General features: G+C 38.8%; 13 protein-coding genes and 1 tRNA gene. 8 read left to right on the forward strand and 6 right to left on the reverse strand.

Features of this window, described 5'->3' with window-relative positions; all coding sequences use genetic code 11:
• Positions 1-45 precede the first annotated feature (45 nt).
• The 5 genes from AC2D3N_RS16520 (at position 46) to AC2D3N_RS16540 (ending at position 10,622) form a co-directional block, all read left to right on the forward strand.
• Entirely contained in the window at positions 46-2,862 is a 2,817-nt protein-coding gene (locus tag AC2D3N_RS16520) for a hybrid sensor histidine kinase/response regulator (protein WP_144017703.1), read from the forward strand.
• A 41-nt stretch (positions 2,863-2,903) separates the two neighbouring features.
• The gene (locus tag AC2D3N_RS16525; protein ID WP_079678236.1) at positions 2,904-8,222 is read left to right on the forward strand and encodes a SpoIIE family protein phosphatase; all 5,319 of its coding nucleotides are present in this window, start codon (positions 2,904-2,906) and stop codon (positions 8,220-8,222) included.
• 286 nt (positions 8,223-8,508) lie between these two features.
• The gene (locus AC2D3N_RS16530) at positions 8,509-9,459 is read left to right on the forward strand and encodes a thermonuclease family protein (RefSeq protein ID WP_484691520.1); all 951 of its coding nucleotides are present in this window, start codon (positions 8,509-8,511) and stop codon (positions 9,457-9,459) included.
• 14 nt (positions 9,460-9,473) lie between these two features.
• On the forward strand, positions 9,474-10,055 hold the full coding sequence (locus AC2D3N_RS16535; protein WP_144017702.1) for an NADPH-dependent FMN reductase: 582 nt from the start codon (positions 9,474-9,476) through the stop codon (positions 10,053-10,055).
• A 63-nt stretch (positions 10,056-10,118) separates the two neighbouring features.
• Positions 10,119-10,622, forward strand: coding sequence for a heme-binding protein (locus tag AC2D3N_RS16540; RefSeq protein WP_144017701.1), 504 nt, complete (start codon positions 10,119-10,121; stop codon positions 10,620-10,622).
• Positions 10,623-10,656: 34 nt separating this feature from the next.
• Here AC2D3N_RS16540 and AC2D3N_RS16545 read toward each other — a convergent pair whose 3' ends face one another.
• On the reverse strand, positions 10,657-11,073 hold the full coding sequence (locus AC2D3N_RS16545) for a hypothetical protein (RefSeq protein ID WP_079678234.1): 417 nt from the start codon (positions 11,071-11,073) through the stop codon (positions 10,657-10,659).
• A 124-nt stretch (positions 11,074-11,197) separates the two neighbouring features.
• Between AC2D3N_RS16545 and purS the strand changes: the two genes are divergently transcribed.
• Both purS and purQ read left to right on the forward strand, forming a co-directional pair.
• Positions 11,198-11,470 (forward strand): phosphoribosylformylglycinamidine synthase subunit PurS, encoded by a 273-nt coding sequence (purS, locus tag AC2D3N_RS16550; protein WP_079678233.1) that lies wholly within the window; start codon positions 11,198-11,200, stop codon positions 11,468-11,470.
• Between the two features lie 89 nt (positions 11,471-11,559).
• Positions 11,560-12,237: a phosphoribosylformylglycinamidine synthase subunit PurQ gene (gene purQ / locus AC2D3N_RS16555; RefSeq protein ID WP_079678232.1), complete on the forward strand. Its 678-nt coding sequence runs from the start codon at positions 11,560-11,562 to the stop codon at positions 12,235-12,237.
• A gap of 78 nt (positions 12,238-12,315) precedes the next feature.
• Here purQ and AC2D3N_RS16560 read toward each other — a convergent pair whose 3' ends face one another.
• The 4 genes from AC2D3N_RS16560 to moaC form a co-directional block, all read right to left on the reverse strand.
• Entirely contained in the window at positions 12,316-12,525 is a 210-nt protein-coding gene (locus AC2D3N_RS16560; protein ID WP_079678231.1) for a glutathione S-transferase family protein, read from the reverse strand.
• A 123-nt stretch (positions 12,526-12,648) separates the two neighbouring features.
• Positions 12,649-12,954, reverse strand: a complete 306-nt coding sequence (locus AC2D3N_RS16565; RefSeq protein ID WP_200816731.1) for a DUF3181 family protein — start codon at positions 12,952-12,954, stop codon at positions 12,649-12,651.
• A 51-nt stretch (positions 12,955-13,005) separates the two neighbouring features.
• Complete coding sequence (locus tag AC2D3N_RS16570; protein ID WP_484691521.1) at positions 13,006-13,260, reverse strand: 2TM domain-containing protein; 255 nt, start codon at positions 13,258-13,260, stop codon at positions 13,006-13,008.
• 39 nt (positions 13,261-13,299) lie between these two features.
• Entirely contained in the window at positions 13,300-13,821 is a 522-nt protein-coding gene (gene moaC / locus AC2D3N_RS16575; protein WP_484691522.1) for a cyclic pyranopterin monophosphate synthase MoaC, read from the reverse strand.
• Positions 13,822-13,895: 74 nt separating this feature from the next.
• Here moaC and AC2D3N_RS16580 point away from each other — a divergent pair.
• A tRNA-Arg gene (locus AC2D3N_RS16580) sits at positions 13,896-13,969 on the forward strand.
• A gap of 164 nt (positions 13,970-14,133) precedes the next feature.
• Here the strand turns inward: AC2D3N_RS16580 and gyrA are convergent.
• Positions 14,134-16,824, reverse strand: coding sequence for a DNA gyrase subunit A (gene gyrA / locus AC2D3N_RS16585; RefSeq protein WP_484691523.1), 2,691 nt, complete (start codon positions 16,822-16,824; stop codon positions 14,134-14,136).
• Between the last annotated feature and the right edge of the window lie 134 nt (positions 16,825-16,958).

The raw sequence follows: 16,958 nt of genomic DNA on the forward strand, positions 1-16,958 counted from the left end.
AAGTGATAATTGATAATTTTTATAAATAATATTCCTGATTACTGAATGATTAATAGCGATCGCGCCCATAAAACCCCAAAATCTCGACAAATTCCCCTGAGATTATTACTAATTGTCCCTTTTGTTTTGCAAATTGTGGGCGCAGTAGGATTAGTCGGTTTTCTCTCCTATCGCAGTGGACAAAAAGCGGTGGAAGATATGGCAACATCTTTGATGTCAGAAATCGGCGATCGCATTGAACAAAACTTAAACAGCTATCTCGATGCACCCGAACAAGTTGTTCAAACTAATGCTTCTCTCATCCGTCAAGGAATTTTAGATTACCAAAATTTACCAAGAGTACAAACACATTTTGCCCAGCAATTACAAATTTTTCCGAGAGTCAGGGGTCTGATGATTGCTAACGAACAGAAAGACTTTTTAGAAGTTTCACGACATACATCTACTGAACTTACCGTGAGAATTTTGAATGGTTCAAAAAGCAAAAACTTCTATCGTTACCGAGCAGATCTTACAGGTAAAACTCATCAGTTACTACAGATTAGAACTGACTATAATCCTCATAATGACCCCCCTAAAGGTAAGCCTTGGTATGGTGAAGCAAAGAAGGCTAAAACTGGAAATTGGCAAATTTTTGTCAGTTTATCACGGGGAAAAGACCACCCAATTTTGGGTATTGGCTATCATCTCCCATTTTATAATAACGAGGGAGAATTTCAAGGGATACTTGCTTCAATTCTATATCTGATTCAGTTTGGGGATTTTCTCCAACATCTAAAAATTGGGAACACAGGACAAGCATTTTTAATAGATAAACAAGGACAAATGATTGCCAATTCCATTAATGAAGTACCATTTATAACTACTGCTAAAAGTGAGTTATCTCAAAATCTTAATGTTAGTTCCCGCCGCTTAAAAGCAACAGCTAGTAAAAATAAACTCATTCGATTAACCTCCCAATATTTAACAGATCACTTTAAACTACAAGACATTCAAAAAAATCAAAAATTTAATTTATTAGTGGAGGGTCAGAAATATTTTGTGCAGGTTCTTCCAGTGAACAAACAAAATTTAAACTGGCTCACAGTTATTGTTGTTCCTGAATCTGACTTTATAGAACATATTCAGGAAAATGCCTATTTGACAATTGTATTTTGTGGTCTAACTCTTGTTGTTGCTACAATAATTGGTATCCTCACGGCTCGATGGATTACTAAACCAATTTTACAATTAAGTCAAGCAAGTAAGACTTTAGCATTAGGAGAATGGAAAAATTCTGATCAAAAAAATGATCTAATAGAAACTAAAAGTATTACAGAAATATCAACTCTTGCCAATTCATTTAATAGTATGGCAATTCAGTTACAAACATCTTTTGAAACTTTAGAAAATCGAGTAGAAGAACGCACAGCAGAGTTAGTTATTGCTAAGGAAAAGGCGGAAATAGCCAATCAAGCAAAAAGTACATTTATTGCCAATATGAGCCATGAATTGCGGAGTCCATTAAACGCAATTCTTGGTTTTTCCCAATTAATTTTACGCACAAAAAACATACCCTCTGAACACTATGAAAATGCTGGTATTATTCATCGTAGTGGAGAATATTTATTAACATTAATTAATAATGTGTTGGATTTTTCTAAAATTGAAGCTCAAAAAACGACTCTGAATCAAAAGGATTTTGACCTCTATCAATTATTAGATGATTTGGAAGATATGTTACATTTAAGGGCGTTTAATGCGGGTTTAGAATTAATTTTTGTGCGGGGAGAAAAGCTACCTCGTTATCTTTATGCTGATGGGGTAAAATTACGTCAAGTTTTATTAAATTTATTAGGGAATGCCATTAAATTTACTCAGAAAGGTGAAGTAATTTTAATGGTTAATAGACAGGAAAATCAAGACAATCAAAATTATATTTTAAATTTTACAATTAGCGACACAGGAACAGGAATTTCTGAAGCAGAATTAACTAACTTATTCGAGGCATTTTCGCAAACAGAATCGGGACGAGAAGCCCAAGAAGGAACAGGATTAGGATTAGTAATTAGTCGTCAATTTGTGCAGTTAATGGGGGGAGATATTACGGTAGAAAGTGAATTAGGAAAAGGCACAACTTTTCAATTTTTGATTAACGTAAAATTAGGTCAAGAAACTATTAATAATCAGAATATTTCACAGCAAAAAGTATTAAAACTAGCACCCGAACAACCGACTTACAAAATCTTGACGGTAGATGATAAAGCGATTAATTGCCAATTATTAATAAAGTTACTTTTACCTTTAGGATTTGATGTGAAAGAAGCAAGTAATGGACAAGAAGCTATTACTATTTGGGAGCAATGGCAACCTCACTTAATTTTTATGGATATGAGAATGCCTGTTATGGATGGTTATGAAGCCACTAAATATATTAAGTCAACGACTCAAGGTAATACTACCGCGATTATTGCTTTAACTGCCAGTGTCTTAGAAGAAGAAAAAGCGATCACTTTATCAGCAGGATGTGATGATTTTATGAGAAAACCCTTTAAAGAATATACAATTTTTGAAATATTAAGAAAGCATTTAGGAGTTAAATATATTTATGAAGATATGACAGATGGAAATAGCCAAACAGGAGAAGAAATAAATGAATTATCCCAACTAACTACAGAACAATTCCAAATCATGCCCCAAGAATGGCTACTCAAATTATATCAAGCCGTTCTGGAAGCAGATGATCAGCAAATTATGAGATTAATCCCAGAAATTCCCGAAACAGAAACTTCTTTCGCTAAAATCTTAACTAAAATGGTGCGTCAATTTCAATTTGAGCAAATTATTGATTTAATAGAACCTCTGGTTAGGGATTATAATTAATTAGATCGTTATTAGTTATCCGTTAAGGGGAAAAACCAAAAATGCTAAAAATTGATGGCTACCAGACTTTCACTGCAATCTATGAAAGTGCTAATTCAGCAGTCTATCGCGCTATTCGCGAGACTGATAACCAAAGAGTGATCCTCAAAGTCCTCAAACAAGATTATCCTACCCCTGCGGAACTGACTCGCTATAAACAAGAATATGAACTGACTCGCACTCTGAACCAGGAAGGTGTCGTTAAAGCCTACGGTTTAGAAAAATATCAGAATGCTTTTGTCATGTTTGTCGAAGATTTCGGGGGCGAATCTTTGAAAATATTGAGACAACATCATCAGTTTAGTTTAGGAGAATTTCTGTCAATTGCGATTAAAATTTCTACAAGTTTAGGACAAATTCACTTTGCCAATATTATCCATAAAGATATTAACCCTGCCAATATCGTACTTAACCCCCAAACCCAACAATTAAAAATTATTGATTTAGGGATTTCTACGCGCTTAACTAGAGAAAATCCCACCTTAAGAAATCCCAACGTATTAGAGGGAACGTTACCCTATATTTCCCCTGAACAAACCGGGCGGATGAACCGAAGTTTAGACTATCGTACTGATTTTTATTCCTTGGGAGTCACGTTTTATGAAATGTTAACTGGAAAACTGCCTTTTGAAACAGAGGATGATTTAGAATTAGTCCATTGTCATATTGCGAAACAACCTATATTACCCTCAGAAATTAACCCATTAATTCCTCCGGTACTAGCCAATATTGTGATGAAATTAATGGCGAAAAATGCCGAAGATCGCTATCAAAGTGCTTGGGGATTAAAAGCAGATTTAGAAAATTGTTTACAAAAATTACAATCCACGGGAAATATAGATAATTTTACTTTAGCGACTCAAGATATTTCCGATAAATTTCAAATCCCTCAAAAATTATATGGGAGAGAATTCGAGATCACAACTTTATTAACAGCTTTTGAGCGAGTTAGTAGTCCATCTTCACTCCTTGCTAATAAAGACTTTAGGGGTTCTGAATTAATATTAATTGCTGGATATTCTGGCATCGGAAAAACAGCTTTAGTGAAAGAAATTTATAAACCGATTACAGAAAAAAGAGGTTATTTTATTGCCGGAAAATTTGACCAATTTCAGCGAAATATTCCCTATAGTGCGGTAGTTAAAGCATTAGGAGAATTAATCAGAAACTTGTTAACTGAAACAGAAGTAGAACTGAATAAATGGCAAGCAAAAATACTAGCTAGTTTAGGAGTAAATGGTAAAGTTATTATTGATGTCATTCCCGAACTAGAATTAATCATTGGTAAACAGCCTGCGGTACCCGAATTAGGGGCGAATGAATCCCAAAACCGTTTTAATTTTGTCTTTCAGAACTTTATTAAAGTTTTTACTCAACCCGAACATCCTTTAGCCTTATTTTTAGATGATTTACAATGGGCTGATGGTGCATCATTAAAATTAATACAATTATTAATGAGTGGTGATGTACAGGGATTATTTTTAATGGGAGCCTATCGAGATAATGAGGTTTCTCCCGCCCATCCCTTAATATTAACCCTAGATGAAATTGCCAAAAATGGGGCGATTATTGAGCGGGTTTTCCTCTCACCTTTAGATTTAGTGACCATTTCAGAATTGATCAGGGATGCGCTAAAAACTACTCCAGAAAAGGTTAAATCTTTAGCGCAATTAGTCTTGTTAAAAACGGGGGGTAATCCGTTTTTTATTAATGAGTTTTTGCGATCACTTTATACAGAAGAATTGTTGAAATTCAATCGCATATCTTTGAGTTGGGATTGGGATTTAGATGATATTGAAAAGCGAGATTTTACCGATAATGTCGTAGAATTAATGACAGGTAAAATCAAAAGATTGCCCCCAGAAACTCAAGATATTTTAAAAATAGGAGCCGCGATCGGTAATCAATTCGATTTACCTCTGGTGAGCGCAGTTGAGTCAACCGGGTTAAGAAATATTATTGATAGTCTTGATAGGGCTGTCTCAGAGAATTTGGTCATGCCATTAGATACGAGAGAAAATATCGAATTAGCTTTATTAAAAACTCCTAATTATGAATTACCGAACTATAAATTTATTCACGATCGCGTCCAACAAGCGGCATATACCTTGATTCCTGAATTAGAAAAACCGGAAACACATTTAAAAATTGGTAAACAACTATTAGAAAAATTGTCTGAACAACAGAGAGAAGAAAAAATATTTGAGATTGTCAATAATCTGAATTTAGGGAAGGAGCTAATTACCACAAAATCCGAGAGAGATGCCCTAGCTAAATTGAATCTATTAGCAGGTAAAAAAGCTAAGATTGCTACAGCTTATAATGCCGCAGTTGAATACTTAAATTTGGGGATAAAACTCCTAAGTGCAGATAGTTGGCAGAGTCAGTATCACCTCACTCTATCCTTGTACTCAGAAGCGGTAGAAGCAGCATACCTTAACGGCAATTATGAGGAGATGGAAAAATGGGCAGAAGTTGTGCTTAAACAGGCAAAAACTATGCTTGAAAAAGTAAAAATTTATGAGGTAAAAATTCAAACTAGTATGGCTAAATCCCAACAATTAGAAGCCGTAAAAGTTGGGCTAGAAGTGCTAAATTTAATGGGAATTAGTTTGCCTAAATCTCCGACACCGTTGGATATTCAGCAAGCACTTTTAGAAACAAATACTTGTTTAAATGGGAAAACTATAGATGATTTACTCAATCTTCCTTTAGCAACAGATCCCGATCACTTAGCAATTATGCGTATCTTATCAAGTATGGGTTCTTCTACCTATCAAGCAGCTCCTACACTGTTTCCTTTGATTGTATTATCACTGGTTACTCTATCTGTTAAACATGGTAATTCTTTGTTTTCTCCTTATGGTTATGCCTCTTATGGAGTCATCCTAAAGGGAGTATTGTTAGAGATTGATTCGGGTTATAATTTTGGAAATTTAGCTTTAATTTTGGTAAATAAATTAAATGCTTTAGAATTTAAAACTGAAATTAATTTTATAGCTGGTTCTTGTACAGTTCATGGCAAAGTTCATGCAAAAGAAACCCTATCTCTTTTATCAGAAGGATATCAAAGCGGACTGGAAAATGGACACTTGGAATATGGTGGCTATGCTGCCATGCAAAAAGGCCAATATTCATATTTTATCGGTCAGGAACTGACAGAACTTGCGAGGGAAATGGCAATCACAAGTCATTCCCTGGCCCAACTTAAGCAAAATAATGCTTTAATTTGGAATCAAATATTTCAGCAGACAGTTCTTAATTTGTTGGAAACTTCTAACAATCCTTGTTATTTACTGGGTGCAGCATATAATGAGCAGACATCTTTACCAATGCTTAAGCAAGCGAATGATCGAACGGGATTGCACTATTTTTATGTCAATAAACTCATCCTCTGTTATTTGTTTGGAGATGATCAGCAAGCTTTAGAACATACGATGGACGCGGCCAACTATTTAGATGGAGTGACAGCATTTTTAGTGGAATCCGTGTTCCATTTCTATGATTCTTTGGTGCGGTTAATCATATATCCATTTGTTCCGAATGCAGAACAAGATTGTCTGTTGAATAAAGTGCAAGCTAATCAGGAAAAAATGCAAAAATGGGCGAATCATGCTCCGATGAATTTTCAGCATAAATTTGATTTAGTGGAAGCAGAAAAATGTCGGGTTTTTAGACAAAAATTAGAAGCAATGGATCTTTACGATCGCGCTATCTCAGGAGCTAAAGAAAATCAATTTATCCAAGAAGAAGCACTGGCTAATGAACTCGCGGCTAAATTTTACCTAAATTGGGGCAAAGAAAAAATTGCCAAAGATTATATGCAGTCAGCCCACTACGCGTATACTCTCTGGGGTGCTACGGCTAAAGTTAAAGACTTAGAGAAAAAATACCCGCAATTATTAACTTTAACGTCAACTACTCCCCTGATTAAAGGAACAAGAACTACCCGCAAATCAAGTGGGGTTGACTCCGGCGATACTTTAGATTTAGCGACAGTGATGAAAGCATCTCAAGCCATTTCTGGGGAAATTGTCTTAGATCAATTACTGGTATCTTTGATGAAAATTATCATCCAAAATGCCGGAGCTCAATCAGGTTATTTAGTCTTAGAAACTCAGGGACAATTACTGATTGAAGCCTCGGGAGTTGTCAATGATGATAACATCACAGCATTACAATCAATTCCCCTGGAAAATCACTTACCTGTTACCCTCGTCAATTATGTAGCCAGACTGAAGGAAGATGTGGTTTTAAAAGATGCCACCAAAGAGGGTAATTTTGTTAATGATCCTTATATTATCACCCATCAACCTCAATCAATTTTATGTACCCCTTTGCTCAATCAAGGTCAATTAATTGGCATTGTTTATCTGGAAAATAACCTCACGACTGGAGCTTTTACACCCGACCGATTAGAAGTGATTAAATTATTATCAGGACAAGCCGCGATCGCGCTAGAAAATGCCCGTCTCTACCAAACCTTAGAAAATAAAGTGGTCGAACGCACCGCCCAATTAGCCGAAGCTAATCAAGAAATTAGTGCCCTTAACGAAAAATTGCAAGAGGAAAATTTGCGCCTGAGTGCGGAGTTAGATGTGGCGAAAAAATTACAAGAAATGGTGTTACCCAAACCCGCAGAATTAGACGCGATCGAGGGTTTAGATATTGCTGGATATATGGAACCAGCCGATGAAGTAGGGGGCGATTATTATGATGTTTTATTGAGTGAGCATGGGGTGAAGATCGCGATCGGTGATGTCACAGGACACGGTTTAGAAAGTGGTGTATTAATGCTAATGGCACAAACCGCAGTACGCGCTCTAAAAGAAAGTAACGAAACCGATCCAGTGCGCTTTTTAGATATCCTCAACCGCACCCTTTATGGTAATATTGAACGGATGAACTCCGATAAAAATATGACCTTAGCCATTATAGATTATGCTGATGGTGTGGTGAAATTAAGCGGACAACATGAGGAAATGATTGTCGTGCGAGCCGATGGTGTTGTGGAAAAATTTGATACGATTGATTTAGGATTTCCCATTGGTTTAGATGCAGAAATCGCTGATTTTATTGCTCAAACAACAGTCCAATTAAATAGCCAAGATATTATCATTTTATATACCGATGGAATTACGGAAGCCGAAAATATTAATCAAGAGCTATATGGGTTAGAAAAAATCTGTCAAATTGTGGTCAAAAATCGACATCTTTCTGCCCCAGATATTCGTCAGTCTGTGATTGATGATCTTCGACAATTTATTGGCAATCAGAAGGTATTTGATGATATCACATTAGTGGTTTTAAAACAAAAATAGTCGCTTTAATTAATTGGCTATCACTATTATTTATGGGATTCTAAAAAAAATTAAAAGTTGAATTTTTTACCTAATTATGATAATATTCCTTCTTCTTCAGATTTGTAAAAAACAACCTGTAAAATCAGGTTAGGATTATTCATCTTTAATAATTATACCTAATAAGTTCCATCTTAATCAATGTTTAGGATGCAATTTTAACCCACTATGGTATTATGGCGACGACGATTAATGCCAGTATCAAAATAAACGGTATCATTTATCACGAAAAGGACAATCAAATATTGTGGGAACTCGGATTAAGAACTTACAAGTCACAAGAGTTGTGGATGGGGACACAATCAAGGTGTTACTCAATGATAAGCGAGAATTTTTAAGACTCGATTGTGTGGACACCGAAGAAATACTTAACCATGATTCTAAACCTCGAACCAATGCGGGAATTGCGGCATCAGAAATGGCGCGGCAATATTTTATGAATGAACATGGTTTTTTAACAAAAGTCGATATTGAATTTGATAGCAATGAACCTGTAGAAGTATGCTTAGAAAAATATCGAGATCATCACGGACGATTAATTTGTTGTGTTCATAAACAAGGAGAAAATTATAATTTAAAATTAATTAAGGAAGGTTGGAGTCCTTATTTTATTAAATATGGATCATCTCGATTATATCATCAAGAAATGATGCTGGCTGAAGCGGAAGCTCAAGCCCATAATCGCATGATTTGGAATCGCCAAACTAACGAAAGTAGTGCGTTTAGAAACTATACAATTCTAATGCCTTGGTGGTCGTTACGAGCTTCGATTGTGGATGATTTTCGTCGCTATGGACAACCGAATGGCGTGTTATCCGTACGTTTAGATTATCCTAAAATATTATTAGCCGCGATGAAGCAACAATCCATTACTATTTTTTGTGATTTACAGGAGGGAATTACTAAATGGATTGGGAATAGTGGGATTATTCATACGGGAACAAAAGACCGGAGTTTGAAATTATGGATTCCTGAAGCTAGTGATAATAAATATGCTCCTATCGTTCATTTAATTAATAAACGATATACGGGGTTAGGACGGGGCTATGTTTATATTAGTGGACAGGTGACCATGTACCGAGATAAACCCGAAATTACCCTAACTCATCTGCAACAATTATCGGATTTTTGCCCGGTTTTTCCAGGAGCAAGTTCGACAAATTCCCTGGCTTTAACTTATAATAATACTCAAAAATAATCACCGATACCATTATGGCAAATTCCCCCAAAATTCTCGCCTTTGCTGGAAGCGCAAAGGAAGCATCCTTTAATAAAAAGTTAGTCCAAATCGCCGCCGCCGGGGCCAAAACAGCCGGGGCGGAAGTCACCTATATTGATTTACGGGATTTCCCGATGCCCTTATTTGATGAAGATTTAGAAGCTCAACAGGGAATTCCGGCGGCTGTTCGTGAATTTAAAGATTTAATGTTAGCCCATCAAGGATTATTAATTGCCTGTCCTGAGTATAATAGTTCGATTACACCGTTATTAAAAAATGCCATTGATTGGGCATCCCGTCCCGAACCTAATTTACCCGGATTAGCCTGTTTTAATAATAAAATTGCAGCAATTATGAGCACCTCCCCTGGAGGGTTTGGAGGAATGCGCGGGTTAGTTCATGTTCGGGCTATTTTAGAAAGTATTGGGGTGTTAGTTATTCCTCAACAAAAGTCTATTTCCCAAGCCTTTGAAGTGTTTAATCCCGATGGCAGTTTGAAAGATCCCAAACAACAGCAGGATGTAGAAAGTTTAGGAGCAAAAGTTGCCAGTTTATTGATCAAACTTTCCTCTTAAATATTACCTATTACCCCTTACCCCTTACCCCTTACCTATTACCCACTACCCCTTCCCTAATCTATGGCTACTTTTCCAGAAGGATTTCCACCACCGACTCCCATTGGGGTAATTGAAGTTAAACAATATCCCGCCTATCGAGGGGTAACCTATGTCCATCAAGGGGATTTAACTCAAGCCACTCGCCAGGCATTTAATCCCCTATTTCAACATATTAGCAGTAATAATATTGCGATGACAACTCCGGTGGAAGCTCGGTATTTACAGGAATCTGATTGTCAGAATCAAGCCGAGGTTTCTTTTCTCTATTCCCATCCTGAAATTACCCCTCAACAAATACAATCCGATGTCAATATAACGGATACTCCTACCATGAAAGTCCTGAGTATTGGAATTCAAGGAGCTTATAGTTGGGAGAGTTATCAAGTTAATTTACAACGGTTAAAAAATTGGTTAAAACAACATCCTGAATACGAAATTGTGGGTTCTCCCCGACGGTTGTTTTATAATTCTCCCATGACACCTGAGAACCTCAAATATAGTGAAGTACAAATTCCGATAAATTAATCAAAATTCGATTAATTTATCCCAATCTCAACTATTATTTTTGATCAGAAATTGATAGTCGATAAGGGTTTTGACCCTGTTGACGATCGCCAATATAAATGTTATAATTTCCCTTAACTCCATAACCCGAATACTGTAAAACACCGCTATTGGCAGAACCTTCGGGTAACATACAATAACGTCCGGTGGGGCCATCAATTAATAGGGTCGGTGAGCCCGATGTAGTCACCATAATTCGCCAATAGGGTAAATCATCAGTAACCTGAATAACGTGATTCGGAGTTTGGGCAATAAACCCACAGTCCTGACTATTTACAGGCCCCCCAGAGGTTCCTGAGAGGGAGACAGGAGCTCCGGGGCTGATTTGCTGTAGATTCGCTCCAGCACTGGGCGCAAGGGCTAAAACCAGGCTGAAAACCCATCCCATCAATGTTACATGGCGTAATTTCATTTTAAGTTTCTCCTACAATTAATGCACTCCATTCAAACCATACTGACGGAAAATTAGACTTACAGGTTCTTTTTTTCAATCTTTGAGGGATAATTAATACTGTGCCATTAAAGTAGGGATTGTTGTGACCCATCACTACCAAGCTAGAATTTATATTACCCTCCGTCCTTCTGTTCTTGATCCTCAAGGCGTGGCGGTGAAATCTGGTATTCAACATCTGGGATATGACAATGTTGAACAGGTGCGGATTGGTAAATATATTGAAATGACCCTTTCAGCAACGGATGAAACCGAAGCAAAAAGTCAACTTGACCAGATTTGTGATCAGTTGTTAGCTAATCCCGTGATTGAAATTTATCGATTTGATCTGACGGAAGTTGTGGCTGTTACTCGTTAAGTTGATGAACATTTGGGTTGATCAAAAATTAACTAAAAACATTTTTTGATCAACTTCTTTCTATCACTAATTTACTACATAAATACACTATGAAATTTGGGGTTATTGTTTTTCCGGGTTCTAATTGCGATCGAGATGTGGCTTGGGTCACTCAAGGATTATTAGGACAACCAACCCGGATGATTTGGCATGAAGATACGGATTTATCGGATATTGATGTGGTAGTAATTCCGGGGGGATTTAGTTACGGGGATTACTTGCGCTGTGGGGCGATCGCGCGTTTTTCTCCGATCATGCGTTCAACAATTGAACACGCCAACCAAGGGAAATTTGTTCTGGGAATTTGTAATGGATTTCAGGTATTAACTGAAGCGGGATTATTACCCGGAGCATTAGTCAGAAATCGGGATTTACACTTTATTTGTGAGTCTGCCCCTTTAACAGTAATTAATCAGAATATTCCCTGGACTTCTGAATATGAAGTGGGAGAAGTGATTAATTTACCCATTGCCCACGGGGAAGGCTGTTATTATGCCGATGAAAAAACCCTAGAAGAATTAGAAGCAAATCACCAGGTTTTATTCCGTTATGGAACTGATAAAACTCCCAAACCCGAAGAAAATCCTAATGGATCTTTAAATAATATTGCGGGAATCTGTAACCGTCAAGGTAACGTTTTAGGTATGATGCCCCATCCCGAAAGAGCCTCCGATCCCATGTTAGGAAATACCGATGGCATTAAACTCTTTAAAACCCTATTGCGTTAGTTGATAGCGGTGTTTTTTACTCGTTTAAAAGCCGGGTTTATTAACTTTCAAAACCCGGTTTTTCTAATTTTTTGAATCCTAATTTTCCAGGGTTTTTGCACTTTGACCCAACAGGATTTTTTTAGCTTCATCGGTCATTTTTTTACCGGAAGCATAGGCTTTTCCTTTTTCATAAGCCCGGATCACTGCTGGACGGGACTGAATTCGATTAAACCAAGCTTTTAAGTGGGGAAAATCTTCTAAATTTTGCTGTTGTTGTTCAAAGGGAACACCAGTAGTAAAGTTCAATCATCAGAAAATTGGGTTTGAAACCCCGTCCTTTTAGGAATCACCGTCCGTTTTACGGCGGTGAGGATGTCTAAGTGTAGATCATGGGAATTTGAGGGAGGCGTGAACGCCTCACAACAAAGTTTACAGGTCTTCTTGGAAGTCTTTTAAAATTCTTACCAGGTCTTGAATTCCTGCATTGGGAATTAAATTCACTAAGGAGGTCGTCTGTTTTCCTCCCCCTAAATTGACATAAACTTTTTGCAAGACCTGTTGAACTTCACTTTCGGTAAAGTCTCCCTGCTCCAAGAGGGGATAAAGTTGTTCGGCTAATTGTGTATGCAAATGGGCATCCGATAAATACAGATGCCATTTAGCAATATCAATATAGATATTTTCTCCAATTTCAGCGGCTAATTTTTCCAGGGTTTTGGTATCTAAAACAGACATGATTAAACTCCTAAATAGTTAAGGGTTAACGATTAATGGTTAACTCAAATGTTATTGATCGGGGGTGACGGGAGAATAGTCGGCGATCGCAAAAATATAAATACCATGAAGGGCGATCGCAGATAACCAAATTAGAGTAAATCCAGTTAACCAAGACCAGTCCGTGGATTGCAGATTATGGAAAAACCATAAACCCGAATTAATCGTGGCAAAAATAGCAACATGGGTGGCAAAATTCACCCGATCATCCAAACGACGATAGTCTGGATCTTTCCGGTCAGGTTGACGGGGCCAACGAGGAGGCATAGACAATTAATTCCCAAGCATTTCTATTCCATTTTAGGCTTAACTGGGATTGACTTCTATCTGTTGTTGGTAGTCCCCGGATTTTCCTCCGGTTTTACTCAACAGGCGAATTGACTCAATCACAATGGATTTTTCCAAGGCTTTGGCCATGTCATAGAGGGTCAAAGCCGCCACGGAAACGGCGGTTAAGGCTTCCATTTCTACCCCGGTTTCTGCTTTGGTAATCACTTGGGCTCGAATTTGATACCCGGGTAATTCGGGATCGGGAATAATTTGGACATCAATTTTGCCCAGGGGTAAGGGATGACACAGGGGGATTAATTGGGCCGTTTGTTTGGCCGCCATGATTCCCGCCAGTTTTGCTGTGCTTAAAACATCCCCTTTGGGTGCGTTTCCGGCTTCAATGGCGTCAAAGGTGGTGCTTAACATCCTGACTTGTCCCCCGGCGATCGCCTGACGACGAGTAACCTCCTTCTCGGACACATCCACCATCCTTGCTTCTCCGGTTTCATCCAGGTGGGAAAGGCGATCGGCGGATTCTGAAAAAAAAATGTTTGCCATTTGGAAAAAATGTGTTATGCTAATAAAGCAGTCAAAAAAAGCTAATTTTTGAGATTGTTGTGCTGAACTGACGGGGGCTTGTAGCTCAGTGGACTAGAGCACGTGGCTACGGACCACGGTGTCGGGGGTTCGAATCCCTCCTAGCCCGTTAGATTACTTAATATCTGGTTTTTCAGGTAAGGTGAACTTTTTTAGTTAACTTACCTGGAAAACATTTATATTAGCAGGGCTCTGCTCCCCCTGCTCCCCCTGCTCCCCCTGCCTCCCCTGCCCCCCTAGACGGGAGGTTTCGGAGGGAAAGGGGGTTATTTTTTATTCTTCTTCTCCAGACTCCCCAGATTCTCCAGATTCTTCAGCATTGGATAGACTTTCCACGTCTTCTTCCCCAGAAGCGGGAACAATGGCCACCGCAGCAATGGAATCTTCCTCGTATAATCGTTGAACCCGAACCCCGGTAGCACTTCGAGATTGCAGGGGAATGGCATTCACGACTTGACGAATAATAATCCCTCGACTGCTAATTAACATTAATTCGTGGGTTTCATCCACGACTTTTAAAGCCACAACTTCATCCTTTTTAGCATGGGGTTTAAACTTGGTGGCAATAATCCCCTTTCCTGCGCGATTTTGGAGGCGGAATTGGGACACCGGAACCCGTTTTCCATAACCACTAGCAGTTATGACTAAAACCGATAGTCCCAGAGAATTGACCTCCGCTACAACTTCAGTTTCTGTTTCATTTTCTTCGGTGGTTTCTGCGGGTGTGAGTTCGTTTTCTTCCTCGGTCGTTTCTACCGTTGTGAGCACTAACTCGTCATCGGTTTCAATTTCTTCTCCCTCCGCTTCAACAAAATTAGAAATAATTGCACTAGGCAAAATATCCATACTGATTAAGGTATCATCCCCTTTCAATTTCATGGATTTAACCCCCCTGGTTGCCCGTCCCAAGGGTCGCAATTGTTTATTATTAGCTTTAAAATGAATCGCCATGCCGTGACGGGAACCAATGATAATACCATCGTCAACTTTTGCCCGTCTGACCCAGCGTAATTCGTCTCCTTCCTCTAAGGAAATGGCGATTAAACCATTAGTTCTAATATTACTAAAGGCGGAGAGTTGAGTTTTCTTAATAAATCCGCCTTTAGTTAACATCACTAAGTATTCATCATCGCTAAATTCGCTAACGTGAACAATAGATGTGATCCGTTCTTCCTTGGGAATGGGTAACATTTGAATAATGGGAACTCCTCGCGCCGTGCGGGATGAAGCCGGGATTTGATAGGCTCTAATACTGTAAACTACCCCACGATTACTAAAGAATAAAACCGTGTCATGGTCGCAACAGGTGATAAAGTGTTCAACCCCATCATCCTCTTTCATTTTTGTGCCTTGTTTGCCTTTTGTGGCTCGACTTTGGGCGGCAAAGGTATTAACAGGCATTCGCTTCATATAGCCCTGTTCTGTTAATAGAATCAAGGCTTTTTCATTGGCGATTAAATCCGTATCTTCTAACTCTCCCTCGGTATGTTCAATAATAGTACGGCGGGGGGTATTGAACTTTTGTTTAATTTCTAGGGCTTCATCTTCAACGATTACTAAAATTCTTTCTCGTCGGGCTAAAATATCCTCTAAATCAGTAATTTTGATTTGTAATTCTTGGTGTTCTTGGTCAATTTTTTGGGATTCTAAAGCGGTCAACCGTCGCAATTGCATTTGTAAAATTGCATCGGCTTGTTGTTCAGATAAGCCATAGTTGGTCATTAATTCTTGTTTGGCGATGGGAATATCCGCCGCATGACGAATCAAGGCAATAATTGCGTCTAAATTGTCTAAGGCAATTAATAAACCCAGTAAAAGATGATCCCGTTCTTGGGCTTTTCTCAGTTCATATTCCGTGCGTTTGCGGATAGTTTGTTCTCGGAAATGCAGGAATACTTCTAAGAAGCGTTTCAGGGTGAGAATTTCGGGACGACCATTAACTAGGGCTAACATATTCGCCCCAAAATTGGTTTGTAGGGGCGTTTGTTTGTAGAGGTTATTGAGGATAACTCTGGGGTAAGCATCCCGTTTCAGTTCAATCACGATCCGCATTCCATCCCGATCGCTTTCATCCCGAATATCGGAAATTCCCTCTAATTTCTTATCATTCACCATTTCGGCAATGCGTTCAATCATCGCCGCTTTATTGGTTTGATAAGGCAGTTGGGTGACAATAATTGCTTCTCGATCGGGTCTACCTTTATGTTCGATGGTTTCAATGGTAGCAATGCCGCGCATGGTAATCGAACCCCGACCATCGTTATAGGCTTCTTTAATGCCAGATGTCCCTAAAATTTGTGCTCCGGTGGGAAAATCTGGGCCGGGAATATGGCGCATTAATTCGGCTATGGTAATCTCGGGATTATGAATTAATGCCACTAAACCATCGATTAATTCTCCTAAATTGTGGGGGGGAATATTGGTCGCCATTCCCACAGCAATTCCCGAAGATCCATTTAATAGTAATTGGGGAATTCGTGCGGGTAAAACTAAGGGTTCCTGTTGAGATCCATCAAAGTTATCGCCAAAAGCAACGGTTTCTGAATCGATATCTCGCAGGAGGGAATCACTGGTGAGGGCCTGTAGACGGCATTCGGTATACCGCATAGCCGCTGGGGGATCGTTATCAACCGAGCCAAAGTTACCATGGCCGTTGATTAAGGGCGATCGCATGGAAAAGTCCTGTGCCATCCGCACCAAGGCGTCATAAACGGCCACATCCCCATGGGGGTGATATTTACCGAGTACCTCCCCCACCACACGGGCGCATTTACGGAAGGGCCGATCGGGGGTTAAGCCCAGTTCGTTCATCGCGTATAAGATCCGACGGTGAACGGGTTTCAAACCATCCCGTGCATCTGGCAGCGCTCGCCCTACAATCACGCTCATGGCGTATTCCAGGTAGGACTGCTGCATTTCATTTCTCAGATCCGTCGGGACAATTCTCGACTCAGAGGTACTCATACCTTCAAAAACTCCATTACAATTTAAAATTAGTCACATTTAACCGAAAATATTAATAGAAAAAAAATCCCTTTCGGTGGGGGTTCTAAAATCAGTGACTAATGCCTAAAATTCTACCATAATTTGCCTTCTGA

This window comes from Planktothrix sp. PLAVEN19ND (genome assembly GCF_057220675.1).